Below are 23,781 nucleotides of genomic sequence, written 5' to 3' on the forward strand. Positions count from 1 at the left end.
GCCGTGTAAGCGATTCGTAAGGAGGAACCGCGGTCCGGACGGCCGGTGGCGGGCCTAGCGTCGCCGGTATGCACACAACGATCGACGTGGTGCTGCCGTGTCTGGACGAGGCGGCCGCACTGCCTGCCGTACTGAGCGGACTGCCACCCGGCTACCGCGCCATCGTGGTCGACAACGGCTCCACCGACGGTTCGCCGGCCGTCGCGGCCGAGCACGGAGCCCGGGTCGTCCACGAGCCGCGACGCGGGTACGGCGCGGCCGTGCACGCCGGCCTGCTGGCGGCGGAGGCGGATCTGGTCTGCGTGCTCGACGCGGACGGCTCGTTCGACCCGGCCGAGTTGCCAAGGCTCGTCTCGGCGGTGCTCGACGGGCGGGCCGATCTCGCCGTTGGGCGGCGTCGCCCGGTCTCGGCGGATGCCTGGCCGTGGCATGCCCGCGCCGGGAACGCGCTGGTCGCGGCCCTGCTGCGGCGGCGCGGCGTGCCGGTGTACGACATCAGCCCGATCCGGGTGGCCCGCCGGGCGGCGCTGCTGGGCCTCGGCGTCAACGACCGCGCGTTCGGCTACCCCCTGGAGTTGCTGCTGCGAGCGGCCGGGGCTGGCTGGCGGATCCTCGAACTGGACGTCGCGTACGCACCCCGGGCCGCCGGCACCGTTTCGAAGGTCTCCGGGTCGGTCCGGGGCACGCTGCGAGCGACCCGGGACTTCGCCGGAGTGCTGCGCGCCGACGCGGGTGGTGTCCGGTGAACGTTCTGTTGCTGGTCGCGAAGGCACCGGTCCCCGGGCAGGCCAAGACGCGCCTCTGCCCGCCCGCCGATCCCACCCAGGCGGCCCGGATAGCGGCGGCGTCGCTGTTGGACACCCTCGCGGCGGTGCGCGCCACCGCCTCGACCATTCCCGTGCTGGCCCATACCGGTCGGTTCGCCGATGCCGAGTTCGGCGCTGAGCTGACCGCCGCGTTGGCGGGCTGGCACCTGCTTCCGCAGCGCGGCGGCACGTTCGCCGACCGCCTCGCGAACGCCCACGCCGACACCGCTGTGGCATTTCCCGGCCGGCCGGTGCTGCAGATCGGCATGGACACCCCGCAGATCCAGCCGACCCTGCTCACCGCGGCGCTGGAGCGGCTCGCCGAACACGAGGCGGTGTTCGGACCGGCGCTGGACGGCGGCTGGTGGGCACTCGGGTTACGCGATCCGAGGCACACGAGCGCGCTACGCGACGTACCCATGTCGACCGATGACACCGGGCGCCGCACCCTCGCCGCACTGCGTGGGCACGGCGTACAACCGGCGATCCTGCCCGTGCTGCGGGATGTCGACGACTGGTCGTCGGCGCTGGCGGTCGCGGCTGACCTACCCGGCACCCGGTTCGCGGACGCCGTCGCGTCGGTGGGCGGCCATCTGCTGAGCGGACGCCCCCGGTGAATTCGACGATCAGTCTCGACGGTTTCGGCGTGGTGCTGGGCAGACTCGGCGGGTGGTCCGCCGACCAGGACGCCTACGGCACGCCGGTCGCCCCGAGGCCCGCCACCCAACCCGAGCATTGGCTGGTGCACGCCGACGGGCGACGTGACCTGTTGCCGGTGCGGCGCTGGCACGGCCCGCCCGAGCCGGAAATCGAGTCCGTCGCCGCACGCTGTACGGGGCCCACGATCGATCTCGGCTGCGGCCCCGGCCGGCTGACCAGAGCACTCGCCCAGCGCGGCCTCGTCGCACTGGGGGTGGACATCTCCGCCGAGGCGGTACGTCTGACCCAGGGCCGGGGTGTGGTGGCTCTACGTCGCGACGTCTTCGAACCCCTTCCCGGCGAGGGTAGGTGGGCACACGCCCTGCTCATCGACGGCAACATCGGCATCGGTGGCGACCCGGTCCACCTGCTGCGCCGGTGCGGCACCCTGATCGCGGCCGACGGAACGCTGGTGGTCGAGGTGGAACCCCCGGGTGCCGGGCTGTGGCAGGGGCAGGCGTACGTCCTGTCCGGATCGTCCGGCGATCGGGAACTGCGCGGGCCGGCGTTCCGATGGGCGCGGGTCGGGGCGGAGGCGGTGGCCCGTGCCGCCACCGCTGCCGGCCTGCGGGTCGTTGACCGCTTCCGATTCGGTCCACGCTGGTTCGCCGAGTTGGCACGCTCATGATCCGCCGGCCACGCGTCCCCGCCCCCGAGGACTTCACCGCGCCCTCGCACTCACCGCTGGTCACCGCCCGGCTCGGCCTCTGGCTCGGGGTGGCGTTCGGGCTGTGTTTCGGCACCGGGCTGCTCAGTCACTACATCCAGCACCCGCCGGGCTGGTTCACCTGGCCGACCCGACCGGTCAACCTGTACCGGGTCACCCAGGGCGTTCACGTGCTCTCCGGTGTCGCGGCGATCCCGTTGCTGCTGGCCAAGCTGTGGAGCGTCTACCCCCGGCTGTTCGTCCGCCCGCCAGTACGTCAGCCGATCCGGTTGTCCGCCCACGCCCTCGAACGGATCTCCGTCCTGGTGCTGGTCTGTGCCGCGTTCTTCGAACTGGTCACGGGCCTGTTCAACGTCGCCCAGTCGTACCCGTGGGGGTTCTTCTTCCCGACGGCGCACTACGCGGTCGCCTGGCTGGTGGTCGGGGCGATGCTGCTGCACGTCGCGGTGAAGCTCCCGGTCGCTCGCGCGGCGCTGAGCACGCCACTGCGACGCAGGAGAGCGGTGCAGGCCGCGACACCGGGGGTTGACGATCGGGACTCGTCCGAGCGACGGGCGTTCCTGCGTACCTCGGCGGGCGTCGCCGGCATCGCCGTGCTGGCCACCGCCGGGGTCACAGTGCCGTGGCTACGTCGGGTGTCGCCGCTGGCGTGGCGCTCCGCGTCCGGGCCGCAGGGCGTACCGATCAACCGTACGGCGGCTGCCGCGCGCATCGCCGTTCCCCCGGACTGGCGACTGGAAATCGTCTGGCCGGGCGGGCGGGACAGCCTGTCCCTGGCCGACCTGGCGGCCCTGCCGCAACGCACGGCAGAACTGCCGATCGCCTGTGTGGAGGGCTGGAGCGCCTCGGCCCACTGGACCGGCGTGCCCGTCGTTGCACTGCTCCGCCGGGCAGGCGCACCGACCGGCCGACCGGTTCGGGTCACCTCACTGGAAACCGACGGCCTGTACGCGGCGAGCACCCTTCCTGCGGTCCATGCCCGCGATCCGCTGACCCTGCTCGCCCTGCGGATCAACGGCGAGCAGCTGTCGCCCGACCACGGTTACCCCTGTCGACTCATCGCGCCGAGCCGGCCGGGCGTCCTGCAGACCAAGTGGGTGGCCCGGCTGGAGGTGCTGCGGTGAGAGCTGTCCGGCTGCTCCTGTTCGTGGTCGGTGCCGCGGCCACCGCGTACGGCGGTTCGTTGCTCCTCCCCCAGCTCGGCACCGCAATGCCGTGGTTGATCGGCGGCCCGGTGCTGCACGACGTTCTGGTGGCACCGCTGGTCGGACTGGTCGGGTTGGCGCTGGGTCGACTGGTGACGAACCGGTTCCGTCGGGCCTGGATCGTCGCGGGTCTGATGGCCAGCGCCACGTTGCTGCTGATCGCGGTGCCCCTGCTGTGGCGACCACCCTCGGCGCCTCCGAACCCGGGTCTACCGGACCGCGACTACCCGCTGGGGCTCGCTGTCGGGCTGGCCGTCATCTGGGCCGCGATCGCTGTCGTCCTGGTCGTCGCCGCCACTGTCGACCGACGCGTCGCGGACCGACGGACCGACCGTCCCTGAGTCGACCCCACCCGTTCTTCACCGTTCGCCCAGGAGGGGTACCCGTGTCAGCAGAAGACATCAGCACGACCGATCGCCCGCCGATCGCCGTTATCGGCGGTTCGGGGTTCTACGAGTTCCTCGACGACGTCGCCGAGGAAACCGTCGACACACCGTACGGACCGCCGAGCGACGCGCTGTCCGTCGGGAGTGTCGCCGGGCGCCCGGTGGTGTTCCTCCCCCGGCACGGACGTCGACACACCCTCCCCCCACACCGCATCAACTACCGGGCCAACCTGTGGGCGCTGCGCGCACTCGGCGTCCGTCAGGTGCTCGCACCGGGCGCCGTGGGCGGCCTGCGCCCGGATCTGGGCCCGGGGACCCTCGTCGTGCCGGACCAACTGGTCGACCGGACCAGCGGCCGGGAGCAGACCTACTACGACGGGCAGCCACGCGCGGACGGGAAACCCTCACAGGTCGTTCACGTGCCCTTCGCGGACCCCTACTGTCCGGTCGGACGGGCCACTGTCCTCGACGCCGCCCAGGCGGCCGGTTGGCAGCCGGTCGACGGCGGAACCATGGTCGTCATCGAAGGGCCCCGATTCTCCACCCGCGCCGAATCGCTGTGGTACGGCCGGCAGGGCTGGTCGGTCGTCGGCATGACCGGCCACCCGGAGGCGGTGTTGGCCCGCGAACTGGCACTGTGTTACACCGCGCTGTCCCTGGTGACCGACCTCGACTCGGGCGTCGAGGTCGGTCAGGGTGTGACCCAGCAGGAGGTGTTCACGGTCTTCGCCCGCAACATCGATCGCCTGCGGCTCCTGCTCGGCGACGCGGTGAAGACGTTGCCGGAGGACCAGGGAGACTGCCCGTGCGGACAGGCGCTGACAGATACCGAACGGTGACTGTCGTAAGAGTTCCGAAAGGGTTCGCGAACAGTTCGACGGCGGCTACGGCCGTACGCTGCGGGGGTGAGAAAACGGGTGTTCCGGTCGCCGGTGGTCCGAGCCGGTCTCGCAGTCGCTGTCGTCGTGGCGATGCTGGGCCTCTACTGGTTCCAGCCGTGGAAGCTGTTCACCGACACCTACGTCGACGAGGCGATTCCCCGCGTAGCGACGACATCGGCCGCGCCAATCCCGGCGTCCGCGACCCCGGAGTCCTCGACGCCGGCCCCCGCGACCCCGGCAGCAACCCCAGCCGCGAACGAGATCCTGACCGCCGGCGAGTTCGTCACCCATGAGCACCGGACGACCGGCACTGCCGAGATCCACCGGCTCGCCGACGGGCGCCACCAGCTCGTCATCCGAGACCTGAACACGTCGAACGGTCCGGACCTGCGGGTGTGGCTGACCGACCAACCGGTGATCCGGGGCACCGCCGGCTGGCGGGTGTTCGACGACGGCGAGTGGGTCGAGCTGGCGAAGCTCAAGGGCAACAAGGGCAACCAGGTGTACGAGCTACCGGCGTCGGTGGAGCCAGGCGACTTCCGCAGCGTCTCCATCTGGTGCAAGCGGTTCGCGGTCTCCTTCGGCGCGGCAGATCTCACGAGGGCCTGACCGGCCCACCCGTCGCAACCCGCCGGACACGGCATTGACATCTTTCACTGCGCGATCTAGCGTCGAAGCGAATCGATTCGACGCCGAGTCAGGTGCTCCGGCACCGTCGGTCGAACGGTCACGTGGTGTTCGGGCGCACGGTGTGGCCACCATCGATTCAACGACCGACTGGTCCTGCGTGGGCGACGAGACCAGTGGCGGAAACCTGTGTCGATGAGCCGGCCGGGCGCCGTCGGCACATCGCGTCTTCTGGGGTTCGTCCGCGGCGAACGTGGTCGATCGGAGTGACCCGCAGCGGCGCGTCGCGGCGGCGTGCGGGTTGCCGTGGACCCATTTCAACCAGTTCGTGCCGAGTGGCGGGAGCCCCTTCATGACAAGACGTAGACCCATCCTTGGACTGCTTGCGACGGCGGCGGCCGTCGTCGTGACCGTGAGCGCGGGGGCACTGGCCGGTGGTTCGATCACCACCGCGTCGGCCGCGAACATCGGAGCGGCCGCAGCGACCGCCGGGTGCGGCAAGGCGCCCACGTTGACCAGCGGCCAACGGTCCATCCAGAGCAGCGGCCAGAACCGTAGTTTCATCCTGAGGATTCCTGACAACTACGACAGGAACCACGCCTACCGGTTGATCTTCGGATTCCACTGGAACGGCGGCACCGCCAACGACGTCGACGGCGGTGGGTCCGACGGCGCGGCCTGGTCCTACTACGGGCTGCGGCAGCAGGCGAACAACAGCACCATTTTCGTCGCCCCCCAGGGCAACGGCAACGGCTGGGCCAACCCCGGCGGCCAGGACGTCACCTTCGTCGACGACATGATCAGGGTGATCGAGGCAGATCTCTGCGTCGAGACCACGCAACGCTTCGCGCTCGGGTTCAGCTACGGCGGCGGCATGAGCTACTCGCTGGCCTGTTCCCGGCCAGGCGTCTTCCGCGCTGTCGCGGTCTACTCCGGTGGGCAGCTCAGTGGATGCAGCGGCGGCACCCAGCCGGTCGCGTACATGGGGATCCATGGCATCGGGGACGCGGTGCTCAACGTCTCCGCCGGACGATCTCTGCGCGACACGTTCGTGCGGAACAACGGGTGCACCGCACAGAGCCCACCCGAACCGAGGGCGGGCAGCCTGACCCACATCACCACCACCTACTCCGGCTGCCGGTCCGGCTATCCGGTGGTCTGGGCCGCCTTCGACGGCGGGCACACCCCCGGCCCGGTGGACGGCGGCGGGGACAGCGGCGCCAGGACCTGGACCAAGGGCGAGGTGTGGAGGTTCTTCACCCAGTTCGGTGGCACCGACCCGACGACGCCGCCACCGACCACCCCGCCACCGAGCGGCACGTCGGCCCTGCGCAGCACGTCCTCCGGGCGGTGCCTCGACGTCAACGGCGCCTCGCAGACCAACGGCGCGACGGCGATCATCTGGGACTGCCACGGTCAGAGCAATCAGAACTGGACCTCGACCGCCGCCCAGGAGCTGCGCGTCTTCGGCGGCAAGTGCCTCGACGTCAACGGCGCCGGCACCGCGAACGGGAGCTCGGTGATCATCTGGGACTGCAACGGCCAGTCCAACCAGAAGTGGCGGCTCAACACCGACGGCTCGATCACCGGAGTTGGTTCGGGCCGGTGCCTGGACATGGTCGGCAACGGCACGGCCAACGGCACGCGCGTCCAGATCTGGGACTGCACCGGCGCGGCCAACCAACGATGGAGCCGGAGCTGAGCCCGACGAGGTTCCCGGAGAGGGGACCGGTCCAACGGATGTTCCACCACCCACAAGGAGGCTCAACCGTGCCACTTCGCAGACTCTCCACCCCCTGGCTGGGGGCAGCCATGGCGGTGCTGGTCCTGATCGCCGTCGGAATGTACGTCCTCACGACCGTCGCGCCGGCGGCGGCGGCCACCACTGCCGGCTGCGGCAAGGCGCCTGGACTGAACAGCGGCACCCACACCATCCAGAGCAGCGGCAAGAGCCGCAGCTTCATCCTTCGGCTGCCGGACAACTACAACAACACCTACGCCCACCGGCTGGCCTTCGGGTTCCACTGGTTGGGCGGCACCGCCAGCCAGGTCGCGGGCGGCGGCTCCGACGGAGCCGCGTGGGCCTACTACGGCATGCAGTCGCAGGCGAACAACAGCACCATCTTCGTCGCCCCGCAGGGCCTCAACAACGGCTGGGGCAACTCCAACGGTGAGGACGTCACCTTCACCGACGACATGATCCGCGTGATCGACAACGCTCTCTGCGTCGACACCACCCAACGTTTCTCGGTCGGGTTCAGCTACGGCGGCGCGATGAGCTACTCGTTGGCGTGTTCCCGGCCGACGGTGTTCCGTGCGGTCGCGGCAATCGCGGCCCCGGGGGCGATCAGCGGATGCAGCGGCGGCACCCAGCCCGTGGCGTACCTGGGGATTCACGGCATCAACGACAACATCCCCAGCGGACGGTCGCTGCGCGACAGGTTCGTCCGCAACAACGGATGCGCCGCGCAGAGCCCGCCCGAGCCGAGGGCAGGCAGCCTGACCCACATCACCACCGCGTACTCCTGCCAGCCCGGCTACCCGGTGCTCTGGGCCGCGTTCGACGGCGGGCACCAGCAGGGTCCGGTGGACGGGTGCGCCGGCTGTGAGAGCGGCGCGCGGAGCTGGGTCAAGCAGGAGGTGTGGCGGTTCTTCACCCAGTTCGGCTCGGACGTGCCGCCCACCACTCCCCCGCCGACGACCCCGCCTCCCGGCCAGCAGAACGTGCTGATCGCAGGGAGCCAGTCCGGACGGTGCATCGACATCCCCAACTCCAGCACCACCAACGGCACCCGCCCGCAGCTGTGGGACTGTCACGGTGGCACCAACCAGCGCTGGACCCACACCGCCAACCGCACCCTGACCGTCTACGGCAACAAGTGCCTGGACGCCAGTGGGGCGGGCAGCAGCAACGGCACGGCGGTCCTCATCTGGGACTGCAACGGCCAGGCCAACCAACAGTGGAACCTGAACTCCAACGGCACCATCACCGGCGCCCAATCGGGGCTGTGCCTCGACGCCGTCGCATCCGGCACGGCCAATGGGACGCAACTCCACCTCTGGGCCTGCCACGGCGGCGCAAACCAGCAGTGGGCCAGGCGCGCCTAGTACCGCACCAGACAACGCGCCGCTCGGGTCGTTTCCCGGGCGGCGCGTGCGTCTGGCAGTGGAGCCACCACCGTGCGGTCAGTATCGGTGAGGTGGTGCGCCGATGGCCAGGACAGCGGTGTCGTCGGTGAGTCCGGTGCCGAAGGTATCGAGTAAGTCGATGATGGCGGCGACGGCGGCGGCTGCGGGCGCGGGCGCGAGAGAGCGGGCAAATCGGGCGAGGGCTGCCGCTCCGTACCGGCCGTCGGCGGTCTCACTGCCGACGGGACGCGCCTCGGTGAGTCCGTCGCTGTAGAGGAGCAACGTGTCGCCAGGGTTCACCACCACAGTGGTGTTGGTGTATCGGGAGTTCGGGAAGGCCCCCACGATGCGGCCCTTCGTGGGGTGGTAGTGGATCGAGCCATCGGCCCGCAGCAGCAGTGGCTCCGGGTGCCCACCGCTGGCGATGATCGCGGTGAAGCCGCCGACGGCGGTCGTGGAGGTGAGGATGCCGAACACGACGGTGCAGTAGCGGGCGTCCTCGCGGTATTCCTGCCAGAGCACGGTGTTGAGGTTGTGCAGCGCGGCAGCGGGGTCGGGGTTGTAGACGGTCGCGGCCCGCAACGTGTAGCGGGCCAGGGCGGTGACGGCAGCCGCTTCGACGCCCTTGCCGCTGACGTCGCCCAGGAAGAACCCCCAGCGGCCGTCGACGAGGGGGAAGAGGTCGTAGAAGTCGCCGCCCACCTGGTCGGTGGAGGCCGCCCGGTAGTACGCGGCGCTGTCCAGTCCGGGCGGAGTCTGCAGCACGGCGGGAAGGAGACTGCGCTGTAGCTTGCCGACGAGATGCCGTAGCCGTTCGTCCTCGCGTTCTGCGGCCTTGCGGGCATCGAGCAGCTCTCGTTCGTAGGCACGGCGCATCTTGGCGTCGAAGATCGCTGTCCGGATGAGTTGGGGTTGCCCCTCGCTGCCGGCCTTGACGATCGACGTGACGAGGACCGGTATCCGGGAGCCGTCCCTGGTGCGAAGTTCGAGGGACACACCGCCGATCTCGCCCTGCATGGCCAGCATCGGCGCGAAGTGGGTCTCATGGTAGATCCGCCCGCCACCGGTGAGGAGATCGCTGAAGCGGCGCCGACCGACGAGTTCCTCGCGGCGGTAGCCGAGCCAGGCCAGCAGGGTGCCGTTGATTTTGGCGATGGTGCCGTCCAGGAGGGTGGACAGGTACCCGCAGGGCGCGTTCTCGTACAGGTCTTCGAGGTTGTCTTCCAGCAGGGCAGGGAACCCGGCCTCACTCGGCCGGGCACTCCTGTGATCGCCTGGACCTTGGCCGTGAGGGTCATGCCCCGCAGTGGCGGTCATCGGTAGGCGGCCCTGACAAACGACGTGATCGCCGCAGCCGTGGCTTCCGGCGCGCTCAACTGCGGGCAATGCCCGGTCGCGTCCAAGGTGACGAGCCGACTTCCGGCGATCTGTGCATGCACGAACGCGCCGACTTCGGGCGGCGCAATGGCGTCCTGAGCACATTGCAGGATCAACGTGGGAACCCTCACCGCGGCGAGATCCGCCCGGTTGTCGGACAGGAACGTCGCACGGGCGAACACCTGCGCCATCGCGGGATCCGTCCGGCAGAAGCTCGCCGTCAGCTCTTCACCCAGCTCCGGGCGCTCCGGGTTGCCCATGATCAGAGGTGCCATGCTCGACGACCAGCCGAGGTAGTTGCTCTCGAGTGAACCGAGCAGGTCGTCGATGTCGTCGCGAGTGAAACCGCCTCGGTAGTTTTCGTCATCGATGTAGCACGGTGAGGGGGTGACCAGGACAAGCGCGGAGAAGCGGTCCGGCTCCCGGTTCGCCGCGAGGACCCCGATGCTCGAACTGACCGAATGCCCCACGAAGATCGGCTGCTGGAGGTCGAGGTCCTGGCAGATACTCAGCACGTCGTCGGCGTAGCCGTCCAGGGAGGCGTACCGGTCAGCGTCCCAGGCCGTCGGATCAGCCTGGCCTGATCCGACGTGATCAAACAACACCAGCCGGGCCCATTGTCCGATTTCGGCGGCCACATGGCGCCACATCTGCTGATCGCAGCCAAAGCCGTGCGCGAGCACAACGGTAGGGCCGCCCTCACGACCGGTCACCACCACGTTGTTGCGATTCCGCACAAGCATTCGCCTATCTTCCATCACCCCCATCCCCGTACCAAATGTTGGTTCACCTGGGCGAACGTCGTCGCAAGAACGACCGCCGGGCACCCGCGAGCGCCTGACGGCGGAGAACCTGGTCGACGGCGACCGCCGGGGCGGCATCGACCTCCTCCGGTCGGCGCTTCCCAGCCGAATGGGATCACCGACTCGCGTTGGCCACCGGGATATCCAGGTTTATCCCGGCGCTGGTCACCGCCAGCAGGTAGGTGACGCACGGAGCGGCGGCGCGCAGAGCCAACGTGACCTCGGCGGACTCCGCCGCGCGCTGTGTTCGCAGCAGGGCGCTGATGCCGTGGGCGCTGAAGAAGGTCACCCCGGAGAGATCGAGCACCAGACGTGCGGGTCGCCGGGTGATCACGTGTTCGGCCAGCTCACTGATGAGATGAGCGGTGCTCATGTCGACCTCGCCGGAAACGACGATCAGTGGCGCATGCCGATCATTGTGCAGGTCGAGCGTCATGATCGGTTTGGCGGGTTGCGCGTGCGGCCGAGTGGGTTGTGCGTGCGGCCGAGGGGGCTGTGCGTACCGCCGAGTGGGTTGTTCGAGGATGGACATGGCGCCTCCCGATCTGGTGCATCGGTGAGTCGGACCCTCCCGCAGCGACGAGGCGCGGGCGGCGGACCTGGGCGCATGTCTTGACCCACGGACCACCCTACCCACGATTTGGCCGCTGACACCATTCGCGCGGTGGACGAGCCTCGATCCGGCAGTGCTGGCGAGAATCCCCGAAGAGGTGCCGCTCGTCCGGTTTGGTCCGCCGGCCAGGGGTAGGGCACATGCTGAAGGGCGGTCGAGGCGAGGAGGCGACGGTGGCGGACGCGACGGTGGCGGACCTGGTGGTGGCTCGGTTGGCCGACTGGGGCGTGGACCGGGTCTTCGGCTACTCCGGGGACGGTATCGACGGGGTGATGGGGGCCCTGCGTCGGTCCGGTCGGCCGGAGTTCGTGCAGGCCCGGCACGAGGAGACGGCGGCGTTCATGGCCTGCGGGCACGCCAAGTACACCGGCGGGCTGGGGGTGTGCCTGTCGACCCAGGGACCGGGCGCGGTACATCTGCTCAACGGCCTCTACGACGCCCGGCTGGACTCTCAGCCGGTACTCGCCCTGGTCGGCCAGCAGGTGACGTCCGTGCTGGGCAGCGGCTACCAGCAGGAAATCGACCTGGTACGCCTCTACGGCGATGTGTGCGCACAGTTCGTGCAGACCGCGTACACCCCGGAGCAGCTGCCGATGCTGCTCGATCGGGCGATCCGCACCGCCCTGGCGACCCGCAGCCCGACCTGTGTGATCCTGCCGCACGACGTGCAGACCGCCCCGGCCCCGGACCTCGGCGCACAGGAGCACGGGATCATGGTGACCAACCCCGGGTTGCCGGTGCCCGAGCTGCGGCCCCGCGCCGGTGATCTGCGGGCAGCCGCGGACCTGCTCGACGCCGGGGAGCGGGTGGCGATCCTGGTGGGGCAGGGTGCCCGAGCCGCCGCCGGCGAGGTGGTCGAGCTGGCCGAGGCCCTCGGCGCCGGCGTGACGGCGTCGCTGCTGGGCAAGCCGGTGCTGGACGAGGCGCTGCCCTTTCACACCGGCGTGATGGGCCACCTGGGCAGCACCGCCAGCAGCATGCTGATGAACGAGTGCGACACCCTGCTGATCGTCGGCAGCAACGATCCCTGGTCGGAGTTCTACCCGGCACCGGGGCAGGCCCGGGCGGTGCAGATCGACATCGACGGTCGACGCCTGGGGATGCGCTACCCCGTGGAGGTGCCGCTGCTCGGCGACGCCGCCGAGACCATCCGGGCGCTGCTGCCGCTGCTCACCGCGCGGTCCGACCGGAGTTGGCGTCAGCGCGTCGAGGGCGAGGTCACCCGCTGGCGAGACATCGCCCGGGAGCGGGCGACGGCCACGGCAGAGCCGGTGAACCCGCAGTACGTCCTGCACGCTCTCACCGACCGGCTACCCGCGGACGCGCAGGTGGCGGTGGATGTCGGGTCGGTGACCTACTGGTACGCCCGACACCTGCGGTTGCCCGTCGGTGTGGACGCGCACCTGTCCAGCACCCTGGCCTCGATGGGTTCGGCGCTGCCGTACGGGCTGGCCGCGAAGCTCGCCACCCCGCACCGGCCGGTGGTGGCGCTGGCCGGGGACGGTGCGATGCAGATGAACGGGCTGGCCGAGTTGCTCACGGTGGCGCACCGCTGGCGGGACTGGGCGGACCCCCGGTTCGTGGTGCTGGTGCTGCACAACCGCGACCTGGCCGAGGTGAGCTGGGAGCAGCGGGAGATGGAGGGCGATCCCCGCTTCGTCGACTCCCAGCGCCTGCCCGACGCGCCGTACGCCCGCTGGGCCGAGTTGCTGGGTCTGCGCGGCGTTCGGGTCACCACCCCGACCGAGGTCGACACCGCCTGGGACGAGGCCCTGTCGGCGGACCGGCCGACGCTGATCGAAGCGATCGTGGACCCCGCGATCCCGCTGCTGCCGCCCGCGCAGCCCTACGAGAAGGTCGCCACCATGTACGAGGCGCTCGGTCGGGAGGACACCGAGCTGGGCCGGCGGGCGCTGGCGCATCTGCGCCGGGAACGGGCCACCGAAGGCTTCGACGACCCGCGGTGAGACCAGGCAGGCATGACGAACAAGATTCGGGAGAAGTATCCCTGAGCAGACGCGGAGCGGCACGAGCGACAGGGGGAACGTGATGGGCCGAGCTGGGCGCTCCGCGCACGCCTTCGCGGGCGGCGCGCTGGCGGTGGTGCTCACCGGGCTGGTCGCCCTCGTCACGCATCAGCCCTGGCTGTTCCCCAGTCTGGGGCCGGCGGTGATGTTGCAACTGGAGAAGCCGGAATCGCCCGAGTCCTCTCCGCGCAACACGTTCATCGGGCACGGGGTGGCCCTGCTGGCCGGGTACCTGTTCCTGGTGGCCTGCGGGCTTGCCGACGAACCCTCGGCGCTCCAGGAGGGAGTGACCGGGTTGAGGATCGTGGCGGTGGCCGGGTCGCTGGCGGTGACCGCATCGTTGCTGGTCTTGCTGAAGGCGTCGCACGCCCCGGCGGGTGCGACGACACTGATCGTGAGCCTGGGCCTGCTCCGTACCCCGACGCAGTTGCTCGTCGTGGCCGGTGCGGTGGTGCTGGTCACGGTCGTCGACTGGCTGTACGGACGGGTGTCGGGCCGACCGATGCCGCTGTGGGCGGCGCCCGCGCCGTCACCGGAAGGAGGACATCGTGGTGGACCGGATCGCCGACCCGTGGGGTGAGCGGACCCCGTACGGGCCGGGACAGCAGTGGCCGGTGCGGGTGGACCGGTACCTCGCCGACGGCCGGAGCGACGCCGACGTGGACCGGTGGGTGCAGTCGGCGTCGGTGCTGCACTCCAACGGCGACGCGCTGGACATCGGCGTCGCCGAGGGGCGGATCGTCGGGGTGCGCGGGCGGGCTGTGGACCGGATCAACCGGGGTCGGGTCGACCCGAAGGACCTGTACGGCTGGCAGGCCAACCACAGCCCGGACCGGTTGACCCGACCGCTGGTCCGAGACGGCGATCGCCTGGTCGAGACGGACTGGGACACGGCGATGGGTCGAATCGTGGCCCGGTCGAAGGAGCTCCTCGACGGGCCGGGTGGGTGGGGGCACTTCGGCTTCTACACCAGCGGGCAACTGTTCCTGGAGGAGTACTACACGCTTGGTGTGATCGGTAAGGCCGGACTGGGCACCCCGCACATGGACGGCAACACCCGGTTGTGCACGGCCACCGCGGCGGCGGCGATGAAGGCGAGCTTCGGCACCGACGGGCAGCCCGGCTCGTACACCGACGTGGACCACTGCGACGCGATCGCGCTGTGGGGTCACAACGTCGCCGAGACGCAGACGGTGCTGTGGATGCGGATGCTGGACCGACGCCGTGGCCCCAACCCGCCGGCGATGCTGGCGGTGGACCCGCGCGCCACCCCGGTCGCCCGGGAGGCCGATCTGCACCTGGCGGTGCGCAACGGCACGAACGTGGCCCTGATGAACGGCCTGCTTCGGGAGATCATCCGGCGCGGCTGGTACGACCACGACTACGTCGAGGCGCACATGCTGGGTTTCGACGAGCTGTGCCGGATCGTCGACGGCTACCCGCCGTCGCGGGTCGCCGACATCTGCGACGTACCGGCCGCCGATGTGGAGCGCGCCGCAGAACTGCTCGGCGCCTCTCAGCGGTTGCTGTCGACAGTGTTGCAGGGCTTCTACCAGTCGAACCAGGCGACCGCCGCCGCCTGCGGCGTCAACAACCTGCACCTGGTTCGCGGCATGATCGGACGGCCGGGCGCCGGGATCTACCAGATGAACGGCCAGCCCACCGCCCAGAACACCCGGGAGACCGGCGCCGACGGCGACCTGCCCGGCCTGCGCAACTGGGACAACCAGCGGCACGTCGAGGAGTTGGCCCGGCTGTGGAACGTGGACGTGGACACCATTCCGCACTGGGCGCCGCCGACGCACGCCATGCAGATCTTCCGGTACGCCGAGCAGGGCTCGATCAAACTGCTCTGGATCTCCGCCACCAACCCGGCCGTCTCACTGCCGGAGCTGCACCGGATCCGGCAGATCCTGACCCGGCCGGAGCTGTTCGTGGTGGTCCAGGACCTCTTCCTCACCGAGACCGCCGAGCTGGCCGACGTCGTGCTGCCCGCCGCCACCTGGGGCGAGAAGACCGGCACGTTCACCAGCGTCGACCGGACCGTGCACATCTCCGACAAGGCCGTCGACCCGCCCGGGGAGGCTCGCCCGGACCTGGACATCTTCCTCGACTACGCCCGCCGGATGGACTTCCGCGACCGCGACGGCCAGCCGCTGATCGACTGGAGCGGGCCGGAGGAGGTGTTCGAGGCGTGGAAGGAGTGTTCGCGGGGCCGGCCGTGCGACTACACCGGCATCACCTACGAGAAGCTGCGCGGCGGCTCCGGCATCCAGTGGCCCTGCACCGACGAACATCCCGACGGCACCGAGCGCCTCTACACCGACGGACATTTCCACACCGACCCCGACTACTGCGAGACGTACGGTCATGACCTGGCCACCGGCGCGGAGTTCACCGAGGCGGAATACCGGGCCAAGGAACCGAAGGGGCGCGCGTTCCTGCACACCGTCGACTACCAACCCTCACCCGAGGTGCCCGACGACCAGCATCCGCTGCTCCTCACCACCGGCCGCACCGTCTACCAGTTCCACACCCGCACCAAGACCGGCCGTGCCCCACAACTCAACCAGGCGGCACCGGACGTGTGGGTGGAGCTGAACCCCGCCGACGCGGCCCGGTTCGGCATCGTCGAAGGCGATCTGGTCGGCGTCTCCTCGGCCCGCGGCGCCATCCAGGCCCGCGCCCGGCTCTGCGGCATTCGCCCCGGCGTGGTCTTCCTGCCGTTCCACTACGGCTACTTCGACCAGGACCCCACCGACCGCACCCCGCGGGCGGCGAACGAGCTGACCATCACCGCCTGGGATCCGGTGTCCAAGCAGCCCCTCTTCAAGGTCGCTGCCGTCGCGGTGGCGAAACTCGCCGACGGGCGGGGCGTACCCTCGCCGGCACCGACCGTCGGCGGCAGCGCACCACCAGCGGACGCTGACGTGCCGCCCACCGTTGGTGGGCCGGCGGCCGAGGCCACCAGCGGGAAGGAGTGAGCCGTGCACCTCGCCCACTACCTCGGTCTCCTGCACCGCGCGCAGGTCAACCTGGCCGACGCGTTCCGGCAGGTCGCCGACGCGCACGCCGAGGAACCGGACATCGAGCACCTCTGCCAGCAGCAGGCGAAGCGCTGCGACGCACACGCTGAACAGCTGCATCCGTTCGTGGCCCGCTACTCCGAGGACGCCCCCGACGAACCCGACCGGCTGCACTCACAACTGTTCACCGGCACCCGCACCGGCGGCATCGGCCTCCTGCGGGACCTCCAGGACCTCTACCTGATGGCCGCCGAGTGCGACATCACCTGGACGGTCGTCGGCCAGGCCGCCTACGGTGCCCGCGACAAAGAACTGCTCGCGGTCGTACGACGCTGCGAGGGAGAAACGGCGATCCAGCTCAAGTGGCTGCGTACCCGGATGAAGGCCGCCGCGCCCCAGGCGCTCGTCGTCGCCGACTGACGGCGCCGACCGGGGCGGGCGGCCGCTTCGGTCCGCCGGTCCTCCGGTCGGGCCGCCGGCGTCCACCCGGTGTGCCCCGGGGCTCCTCGGGTAGGGCATCAGGAACCGAAAGGGAGGAATTCCTGATGCCGAACACCACCATGGCAATGCTGGAGACGTACCCCAGATCGATCAACCTGGACCGCGCGAAACTGGCTGCGGCGATCGACGCGCTCAACGACTGCGCCCAGGCCTGCACCGCGTGCGCGGACGCCTGCCTGAGCGAGGACATGGTTGCCGAGCTGACCAAGTGCATTCGCACGAACCTGGACTGCGCCGACATCTGCACCACCACCGCTCGGGTGCTGTCCCGACACACCGGCTACGACGCGAACATCAGCCGCAGTCTGCTGGAGGCGTGCGCCACCGCCTGCAAGTCGTGTGGGGACGAGTGCGCCGCTCACGCCGACAAGCACGAACACTGCCGGGTCTGCGCCGAGGCGTGTCGGGCGTGCGAGCGGGCCTGCCGGGACCTGCTGGCCACCATGAGCTGAGCAACAGGCAGGGGGTGCCGGCAACCCGGGGGTTGCCGCAGCACCTCGACGCGCTGCGGCCGGTGCGGGCAGTCAGCCGGTACCCACGCCGGTTGATCGGTCTGGAACGCGAGCCGCCCCGCCGCCGAGAGGCGGCGGGGCGGGCCAACTGGCGCCTCGTCGGGTCACTCGCCGCCGGCGGCTCTGTCGCGGTCGGCTTCGGCATCCGCCGCGCCGGTCGGGGTGCCGTCGCCGTCACGGGCCGCGTGGGACAGGTCCACGTCGGCACCGGTCCGGGCGGCGTCCGCCTTCGCGTCGTCCGCGCCGACGATCTCCCCGGCGGGACCGGCGTCCGCGCCGTCGTCGTCGATCAGCCGTCCGGCGGCGGCCAGTCCGACCGGTACGTACCTGGGATCGGTCATCTCGTCCTCCTCGGGGGTTTTACTCGCCTCTACCGCTAACCCCGGGTGGCTTCCACACACCTGGGCCCGCTACTCCTCCGGGACGCGCGGCCCGACCTCGCCCCGCTTCAGGTGCTCCGCGTTGCGGTCGGCCTCGCTGTCGGCGTGCGCGGCCCCGGAGCCGGGATCCGTCGTTCGGCGCCCCTCGGCGTCCTGATACACCGCGCCGGTCTCGAGGGCTCTCTCCTGCTGACTCTGCTCAGGCGTAGTCATGAATTCCCACCTACCCTCCGGCTCCACCAGCAAACGGTCCCGCCGGTGCTGCTGTTGGTTGAAGCCCGCTGGCCTCCCGGACGGTGGGCCCCACGTATCGAATGCAGCGTCAACGGTCTGCTACGGCTGTAGGCGGCGTGCGTGCTCGACCATCGCCGAGGCGACGTCGCGCACCTTGCGGTTGCTGTCCTGCGACATTTTGCTCAGGATGGCGAAGGCCTGCTCGGGGGTGCAACGACGCTCGCCCATGATGATGCCTTTGGCCTGTTCGATGACGGCGCGGTTCTCCATCGCCTTCTGCATGTGCCCGGCCAGGGTGGCCTGGGTTTCGTACAGGTGGGCGTTGGCCAGGCCGACGGCGGCGAACCCGGCGAACGTCTGAGCGATGGCGATCGCGTCGTCGTCGAAGGCGTCCGGTGTGGTGGCGTAGATGTTCAGCGCACCGGTGACGTGCTCGTGCACAGGCAGCCCGACCGTCAGGGAGCTGTGCGCGCCGGCCTGGGCGGCGGTCTCGGCCCAGCCGGGCCACCGCTGCTCGGTGCCGGTGTCCGGCACGATCAGGCTGGAGATGCTCTCGGCGGCCTGCAGGCACGGGCCGTAGCCACGTTCGTACTGCTTCTCGTCGAGGGCGAGGGCGAGGGCGCCAGTGAACGCGGCGGTCTGCGGCTTGTTGCCGTGCAGCAGGGTGACACTGACCTCACTGGCCCCGGGGATCGTGCGCTTGGCCAGCTGCGCGATCTTGTCCAGCAGGGCGTCGAGGTCAACGTCGGCGAGTCGAATACGGCCGAGCTCGGCGAACGCCTCGTGCGGGTCCATGGGGTCGACGTGCGTCATCAAAGCGTCCTTAACGAGGGCGCGTACCACCAGGTGCCTGGGGTGGGTTGCGCGGATCGCTGCAGGACTCCGCAGGCGGAGTCCGGGATCCGCGCCGCTTCTTGACGCTGGTCTCGACGACGCCCATCGAAGGCGCCGCGCCACAGGTCTCCAGCCTACCCATACCGGAATGTCGGCGGTCATCCACGTCCGACCAACCGCACCGTCCGCGAGGTCGCTCAAGCCATGGTGGAGCGCACCTCCGAAACCGCTGGACGGTAGTCGCTCAATCTCCCGCTTCGACATCGGCCCTGATCGTGGCATCAAGCGACGCAGAACTCGTTGCCCTCGGGGTCATGCATGACGACGTGCCCGAGGACATCGCCGTACCACTCCTCGCGGACCACAGTCGCGCCGGCGGCAACCAGTTCGGGCACCTTCTGCCGGATCAACCGGACGCGCTCGGCCATGTCCCCGGAGCCTGGGCCTGCCACCCGGATGTCGATGTGCATCCGGTTCTTGGCGGACTTTCCCTCAGGGACCTTGAGGAAGCTGATGGCAGGACCCCTGCCGTCCGGATCGACGATGGACGCGTTGTCGGGCTCGTCGAACCCGGGCTCCTTGACATAGCCGAGGGCCAACGCCCAGAAGGCAGCGATCCGCTGGGGATCGTCGGCATCGCATCCCAGGGTCCAATGAGTGGCCACCGCGCCAACGTACGTCAGCTGTGACACTCCTGTCATCGACCTGATCGGGCGTTCCCCGGCTGACGCCCGGGAGCGCTGGGGCCCTGCCTCAGGCACGGCGGTGGTGGCTCAGTGGCCACGGAACGCCTCCTCCAACCACCAGGAGCCGCGCGCGGCGCTGACCTTGGCGTCGATCACCAGCGGCCGGGTACGGGGACCAGCGAGCCAGCGGCGTACCGGTTCGAGATCGTCGACGGTCCGGACGGTCAATCCGTCGCAGCCGTAACCACGGGCGATCGCGGCCAGGTCGGTCTCGGGGAAGGTGACCGTCTCCAGCGGGTACCCGTCCGGGCCGAAGTGGTGCACCTCGGCCCCGTACGCCGCGTCGTCGTAGATCACCACGAGCAGGGGTAGCGCCAGCCGGACGGCGGTGACCAGTTCGGTCGCGGACATGACGAAGCCGCCGTCGCCGACCGCGGCGACGGTGAGCCGGTCCGGGCGGGCGACCGCCGCGCCGAGCGCACTGGCCAGACCGAGCCCGACCGACTGGAACGCCTGGGTGAAACAGAACCCGGCCACGTCCGGTACGTCGAGCCACATCGACGGGTAGCCCATGAAGTTGCCCGAGTCGACCACCACCGTCCGGTCGGCCGGCAGCAGGTCGTCCAGGGCGGTCGAGAGCGTCCTCGGGTCGATCGTCGCCGAGGCACCGCCGCCCTCATCCTGGTATGGAACCGACCGCCACCGGCCGTGGTCGCGGATCCGCTGTGCCAGCTCCGGCGTACGCCACCCGCCGGTCCCGGCGCCCACAGGCCCGGTGGAGCCGACGCCCAGCCGAGCGAGCACCGCCTCGGCGACCGCCGTCACCTCACCGGCCACCGTCAGGTCGACCGGGCGGTTCACTCCGAACGCGGCCGGGTCGTGGTCCACCTGGACGACGACGGCGGAGGGCGGGATCAGTTCGCCGTGCCGGGTGGTCCACATGTTCAACGTGCTGCCCCACGCGACGACCAGATCCGCGGCGCCGATCAGCTCGGCGGTGAGCGGGGTGGCGAAGCCACCGGCCACGTCGAGGTTCCACGGGTTCCCGGCGAACAGTCCCTTCGCTGCGGCCGAGACCGCGAGCAGCGCGCCGCACGCGTCGGCGAGCCGGGTCAGCGGTTCCCGGGCCGACCGGGCGCCCCGACCGGCGATGAAGACCGGTCGACGGGCGGCCTGGAGCGCGGCCAGCAACGGCTTGACCTGCGGGGCGGTGACCGGGGTTGGCGCGACCGCCGGGACCGGGCCGGACCACGCTTCGATCACCGCTTGCTGCACCTCCAACGGGAGGCCCAGCACCACCGTCGCGCCCCGGGCGGCGGCACGGTACGCCGCGCCCGTGTCCTCGGCCGCGTGCGTCGCGCGTACCCGGTAAAAGTCGGCCCCGACCGCGGCGGCGAGCGCCGGCAGGTCGATGAAGAAGTTCGACCGCGGCGCGGTCGCCTCCGGGGCCAGGACCACCATCGGGGTACGGCTCTTAGCGGCCTCGGTGAGGCCGGTCAGCGCGTTGGTGACGCCCGGACCCTGGTGCACCGAGAGCAGGCCCACCGTCCCGGCGGTGCGGGCGTACCCGTCGGCCATGCTCGCCGCGCCGCCCTCGTGGGCCGCCGCCACGAACCGGGCGCCGGCCGCGACGAGCGCGTTCGTGACATGGAAGTTGCCACTGCCGACCACCCCGAAGACGTGCCGCGCGCCGTGTCCGTACAGGACCCGCCCGACCACCTCGGCTACCCGCATCGGTGGCCCGGCCTACCGTTCGACGAGCGCGAGGACCCGGCACGGGCTGCCGGACCCGGAGACGATCGGCAGCGGCCCGGCGATCACCACCGCGCCGGTCGCCGGCAACTGCGCCAGGTTACGGAGCTGGGTCAGGCCGTACTTGTCCTGGCCGAGCAGGAACGAGTGGCACGGGAACGGCGGGTCGAACGAGTGCGCGGCCCCCGCGTCGGTCCCGACCGTCTCCACCCCGACGCCCTGGATCGGCGACTCCTCGGCCAGCCAGCGGGCGCACTCCACGGAGATGCCCGGGGTGCGCCCGGCGTTGGCGTACCGCTCCGGGTCGTCGCCGTACGCGTCCCAACCGGTGCGGTAGAGCAGCCAGCCACCGGTGGGCAGGGCGCCATGTTCCGCCTCCCATGCCTTGACGTGCTCGACCTCCAGCAGGAAGTCACTGTTGTCGGCGACGTCGGCGGCGTGGTCGATCACCACCGCCGGGGCGATCAGCTGACTCACCGGGACCTGCGACACGTCGGCACCCTGTTGACCGGTGACCCAGTGCACCGGGGCGTCGAAGTGGGTGCCGGTGTGCTCGCCGGTGGAGAAGTTGTTCCAGTACCAGGCCGGACCCCGGTCGTCGTACCGGCTGATCTCGCTGAGCTGGAACGGCCAGGTCTGGCCGAACTGCTCGGGCAGACCCAGGATCGGGGTCTGGTCCGAGAGCGGAGCGGTGAGGTCGACAACCTGGATCCGGCCGCTGGAAAGAGCGGCGACAAACTCCTGCAGCACCGTCATGCGGCGACGGTACACCGGCCTTTCCTCCACGGTGGATCGTCGGAACGGTGCCACTTGGCGCGTTGCCCTCCGCGGCGACATGGCGCCCGCAGCTCTGCCGCTAATCGTCGCCCGGCGATGGGCCATCGCGTCGGTCGGGCGGGGTTTCGCGCCGGGCTTTGTGGGCACTGCCCGCTCATGACCGACCAGCGCGGACCACACCTGGACGACACCCTCGGGGCGGTGCTCAACGGCTACGCCTGGCTGCCCGGGCTGTTGAGACGTGGAGGCGGATGCGCCGTGCAGGCCCGAGTGCTGGGTCAGCGCGGACTGGCGCTCCGTGGGCCCGACGCGGTGCGGTTCTTGCGGGGCAACCGGATCACCGGTAACGGCCGCTACGGCTACCACCACCAGGACCTCGGTGCCGGCGATCAGGCCGCCGCCGAGGAGATCGTCATCGAAAGCAACGACATCTGGGGCAACAGTCTCGACGGGATCCGCTTCGACCGCCCACTGACCGACGCCGTCATCATCAACAATCGGATCCGTAACAACGGTCGCCAGTGCGCCGAGGCCGCCGAGGGAGGTGGCGAATCGGTCCGCTACAGCCAGAACACCCTGGTCGACCAGCGTGCGAGCTGGCCTGCCGACGGCCACCGCGGCAAGGTGCTCCGCGTCGACCACCGGTACGCCGTCGTGGCCGCCAACGACGCCACCACCCTCACCCTCACCCCGATCCGCCCTGGCAGCGCCAACAGTTGGAGCGCCGACACACCGCCGCCCGGAACACCGTACGAACTGCCGGCCGCTCCCACCAGCCGGGCCGGCATCATGATCAATGCCGCCGCCGACTCGGTCACCATCCGGGGCAACCTGATCCGCGACACCAGGTCCCACACCCAGACCCACGGAATCCTGATCACCGATCGGGGTGACTGCGTCAACTGCCGCGTCGTGGAGAACGACCTCGACGGCAACCGGTTCGCCATCCAGACCGACACTCCCCCAGGGGGTGGCCACTGGGAGGGCAACCACGGAGACCAGTGATCTGAAGATCGGCCCGGGCGGCACCCTGAACAAGGCCGCCGAATCCCGCTGACGGGACGCCAACGGGCAAGCCGAACAAACGGCGGCGCGCGCCGCCGCCGCCGTTTACGGTCGAGGCGGGGTGTGCCGACCGGGTCGGGCACGCCCACCGCACCAGGCCATGATCGGATCACGCCTTTCGGGGGACTGATGTTCGCCAATCCCGAGGAACTGCTGCGATACCTCAAGAACGAGGACGTGAAGTTCGTCGACGTTCGTTTCTGTGACCTGCCCGGCGTGATGCAGCACTTCAATCTGCCGGTCGAGTCCGTCAACGACGACCTCTTCACCGACGGCCTCGCGTTCGACGGTTCGTCGATCCGCGGTTTCCAGGCGATCCACGAGTCGGACATGCTCCTGCTCCCGGATGTCGCCACCGCGTTCATCGACCCGTTCCGCGCGCAGAAGACGCTCGCGCTGAACTTCTTCATCCACGACCCGTTCACCCGCGAGGCCTACAGCCGCGACCCGCGCAACGTGGCGAAGAAGGCCGAGGCGTACCTCGCCGCCAGCGGCATCGCCGACACCGCCTACTTCGGCGCCGAGGCGGAGTTCTACATCTTCGACTCGATCCGCCACGAAACCTCGGCGCACCAGTCGTTCTACTACATCGACTCGATCGAGGGCGCCTGGAACACCGGCCGCGAAGAGCCCGGCGGCAACCGCGGCTACAAGACCGCGTACAAGGGCGGCTACTTCCCCGTCCCCCCGGTCGACCACTACGCCGACCTGCGTGACTCGATCGTGCGCCGCCTCGTCGACACCGGCTTCAACGTCGAACGCTCACACCACGAGGTCGGCACCGCCGGCCAGTC

Annotated in this window: 25 protein-coding genes; 16 read left to right on the forward strand and 9 right to left on the reverse strand. The window is 70.3% G+C overall.

Annotated features, from left to right (window positions below):
- Positions 1–68 precede the first annotated feature (68 nt).
- The 9 genes from GA0070561_RS12925 (at position 69) to GA0070561_RS12965 (ending at position 8,379) form a co-directional block, all read left to right on the forward strand.
- The gene (locus tag GA0070561_RS12925; RefSeq protein ID WP_091399984.1) at positions 69–746 is read left to right on the forward strand and encodes a glycosyltransferase family 2 protein; all 678 of its coding nucleotides are present in this window, start codon (positions 69–71) and stop codon (positions 744–746) included.
- Positions 743–1,423 carry a TIGR04282 family arsenosugar biosynthesis glycosyltransferase gene (locus GA0070561_RS12930; RefSeq protein WP_091399986.1) on the forward strand — a complete coding sequence of 227 codons (681 nt, stop codon included), beginning with the start codon at positions 743–745 and terminating at the stop codon, positions 1,421–1,423. The genes GA0070561_RS12925 and GA0070561_RS12930 overlap by 4 nt, the downstream gene beginning before the upstream one ends.
- Complete coding sequence (locus GA0070561_RS12935; RefSeq protein WP_425255894.1) at positions 1,420–2,133, forward strand: class I SAM-dependent methyltransferase; 714 nt, start codon at positions 1,420–1,422, stop codon at positions 2,131–2,133. Before GA0070561_RS12930 ends, GA0070561_RS12935 begins: the two co-directional genes overlap by 4 nt.
- Complete coding sequence (locus GA0070561_RS12940; RefSeq protein WP_091399988.1) at positions 2,130–3,296, forward strand: molybdopterin-dependent oxidoreductase; 1,167 nt, start codon at positions 2,130–2,132, stop codon at positions 3,294–3,296. The genes GA0070561_RS12935 and GA0070561_RS12940 overlap by 4 nt, the downstream gene beginning before the upstream one ends.
- Positions 3,293–3,718, forward strand: coding sequence for a hypothetical protein (locus tag GA0070561_RS12945; RefSeq protein ID WP_091399990.1), 426 nt, complete (start codon positions 3,293–3,295; stop codon positions 3,716–3,718). The genes GA0070561_RS12940 and GA0070561_RS12945 overlap by 4 nt, the downstream gene beginning before the upstream one ends.
- 44 nt (positions 3,719–3,762) lie before the next feature.
- Positions 3,763–4,602, forward strand: a complete 840-nt coding sequence (locus GA0070561_RS12950) for an S-methyl-5'-thioadenosine phosphorylase (protein WP_244166184.1) — start codon at positions 3,763–3,765, stop codon at positions 4,600–4,602.
- Between the two features lie 66 nt (positions 4,603–4,668).
- Positions 4,669–5,253, forward strand: a complete 585-nt coding sequence (locus GA0070561_RS12955) for a DM13 domain-containing protein (protein ID WP_373861521.1) — start codon at positions 4,669–4,671, stop codon at positions 5,251–5,253.
- Between the two features lie 370 nt (positions 5,254–5,623).
- Positions 5,624–6,973: an RICIN domain-containing protein gene (locus GA0070561_RS12960; protein ID WP_091399992.1), complete on the forward strand. Its 1,350-nt coding sequence runs from the start codon at positions 5,624–5,626 to the stop codon at positions 6,971–6,973.
- A 68-nt stretch (positions 6,974–7,041) separates the two neighbouring features.
- The gene (locus GA0070561_RS12965; RefSeq protein ID WP_244166186.1) at positions 7,042–8,379 is read left to right on the forward strand and encodes a ricin-type beta-trefoil lectin domain protein; all 1,338 of its coding nucleotides are present in this window, start codon (positions 7,042–7,044) and stop codon (positions 8,377–8,379) included.
- A gap of 78 nt (positions 8,380–8,457) precedes the next feature.
- Here GA0070561_RS12965 and GA0070561_RS12970 read toward each other — a convergent pair whose 3' ends face one another.
- The 3 genes from GA0070561_RS12970 to GA0070561_RS12980 all read right to left on the reverse strand — a co-directional run bounded on the left by GA0070561_RS12970 (position 8,458) and on the right by GA0070561_RS12980 (position 11,016).
- The gene (locus GA0070561_RS12970; protein ID WP_091399995.1) at positions 8,458–9,717 is read right to left on the reverse strand and encodes a PP2C family protein-serine/threonine phosphatase; all 1,260 of its coding nucleotides are present in this window, start codon (positions 9,715–9,717) and stop codon (positions 8,458–8,460) included.
- Positions 9,714–10,520 carry an alpha/beta fold hydrolase gene (locus tag GA0070561_RS12975; protein ID WP_091400260.1) on the reverse strand — a complete coding sequence of 269 codons (807 nt, stop codon included), beginning with the start codon at positions 10,518–10,520 and terminating at the stop codon, positions 9,714–9,716. The genes GA0070561_RS12970 and GA0070561_RS12975 overlap by 4 nt, the downstream gene beginning before the upstream one ends.
- A 175-nt stretch (positions 10,521–10,695) precedes the next feature.
- A complete protein-coding gene (locus tag GA0070561_RS12980; RefSeq protein WP_167362389.1) occupies positions 10,696–11,016 on the reverse strand; it encodes an STAS domain-containing protein in 321 nt (106 codons plus the stop codon).
- A gap of 317 nt (positions 11,017–11,333) precedes the next feature.
- Between GA0070561_RS12980 and GA0070561_RS12985 the strand changes: the two genes are divergently transcribed.
- The 5 genes from GA0070561_RS12985 (at position 11,334) to GA0070561_RS13005 (ending at position 17,199) form a co-directional block, all read left to right on the forward strand.
- Positions 11,334–13,160, forward strand: coding sequence for a thiamine pyrophosphate-requiring protein (locus tag GA0070561_RS12985; RefSeq protein WP_091399998.1), 1,827 nt, complete (start codon positions 11,334–11,336; stop codon positions 13,158–13,160).
- A gap of 82 nt (positions 13,161–13,242) precedes the next feature.
- On the forward strand, positions 13,243–13,800 hold the full coding sequence (locus GA0070561_RS12990; RefSeq protein ID WP_091400000.1) for an HPP family protein: 558 nt from the start codon (positions 13,243–13,245) through the stop codon (positions 13,798–13,800).
- Positions 13,769–16,204: a molybdopterin oxidoreductase family protein gene (locus GA0070561_RS12995; protein ID WP_091400002.1), complete on the forward strand. Its 2,436-nt coding sequence runs from the start codon at positions 13,769–13,771 to the stop codon at positions 16,202–16,204. Before GA0070561_RS12990 ends, GA0070561_RS12995 begins: the two co-directional genes overlap by 32 nt.
- Positions 16,205–16,207: 3 nt before the next feature.
- Positions 16,208–16,666 (forward strand): hypothetical protein, encoded by a 459-nt coding sequence (locus tag GA0070561_RS13000; protein ID WP_091400004.1) that lies wholly within the window; start codon positions 16,208–16,210, stop codon positions 16,664–16,666.
- A 125-nt stretch (positions 16,667–16,791) separates the two neighbouring features.
- On the forward strand, positions 16,792–17,199 hold the full coding sequence (locus GA0070561_RS13005) for a four-helix bundle copper-binding protein (protein ID WP_091400006.1): 408 nt from the start codon (positions 16,792–16,794) through the stop codon (positions 17,197–17,199).
- Positions 17,200–17,363: 164 nt separating this feature from the next.
- Here GA0070561_RS13005 and GA0070561_RS13010 read toward each other — a convergent pair whose 3' ends face one another.
- From GA0070561_RS13010 to GA0070561_RS13035, 6 genes are all read right to left on the reverse strand, one after another.
- A complete protein-coding gene (locus GA0070561_RS13010) occupies positions 17,364–17,600 on the reverse strand; it encodes a hypothetical protein (protein WP_091400008.1) in 237 nt (78 codons plus the stop codon).
- A 69-nt stretch (positions 17,601–17,669) separates the two neighbouring features.
- The gene (locus GA0070561_RS13015; RefSeq protein ID WP_091400262.1) at positions 17,670–17,852 is read right to left on the reverse strand and encodes a ribonuclease; all 183 of its coding nucleotides are present in this window, start codon (positions 17,850–17,852) and stop codon (positions 17,670–17,672) included.
- A 120-nt stretch (positions 17,853–17,972) separates the two neighbouring features.
- Complete coding sequence (locus GA0070561_RS13020; protein WP_091400009.1) at positions 17,973–18,686, reverse strand: GAF and ANTAR domain-containing protein; 714 nt, start codon at positions 18,684–18,686, stop codon at positions 17,973–17,975.
- A gap of 302 nt (positions 18,687–18,988) precedes the next feature.
- The gene (locus GA0070561_RS13025; protein ID WP_091400264.1) at positions 18,989–19,372 is read right to left on the reverse strand and encodes a VOC family protein; all 384 of its coding nucleotides are present in this window, start codon (positions 19,370–19,372) and stop codon (positions 18,989–18,991) included.
- A gap of 108 nt (positions 19,373–19,480) precedes the next feature.
- A complete protein-coding gene (locus GA0070561_RS13030) occupies positions 19,481–21,127 on the reverse strand; it encodes a thiamine pyrophosphate-binding protein (RefSeq protein ID WP_091400011.1) in 1,647 nt (548 codons plus the stop codon).
- Between the two features lie 12 nt (positions 21,128–21,139).
- Entirely contained in the window at positions 21,140–21,901 is a 762-nt protein-coding gene (locus GA0070561_RS13035) for a cyclase family protein (protein ID WP_091400013.1), read from the reverse strand.
- A gap of 177 nt (positions 21,902–22,078) precedes the next feature.
- Between GA0070561_RS13035 and GA0070561_RS13040 the strand changes: the two genes are divergently transcribed.
- Both GA0070561_RS13040 and GA0070561_RS13045 read left to right on the forward strand, forming a co-directional pair.
- Positions 22,079–22,927 carry a right-handed parallel beta-helix repeat-containing protein gene (locus GA0070561_RS13040; protein WP_244166188.1) on the forward strand — a complete coding sequence of 283 codons (849 nt, stop codon included), beginning with the start codon at positions 22,079–22,081 and terminating at the stop codon, positions 22,925–22,927.
- A 189-nt stretch (positions 22,928–23,116) separates the two neighbouring features.
- Positions 23,117–23,781: glutamine synthetase beta-grasp domain-containing protein (locus GA0070561_RS13045; protein WP_208603752.1), on the forward strand; the 665-nt coding region annotated here is incomplete at its 3' end.

The organism is Micromonospora saelicesensis (assembly GCF_900091575.1).
In the GTDB taxonomy this organism is placed as follows: Bacteria; Actinomycetota; Actinomycetes; order Mycobacteriales; family Micromonosporaceae; genus Micromonospora; species Micromonospora saelicesensis.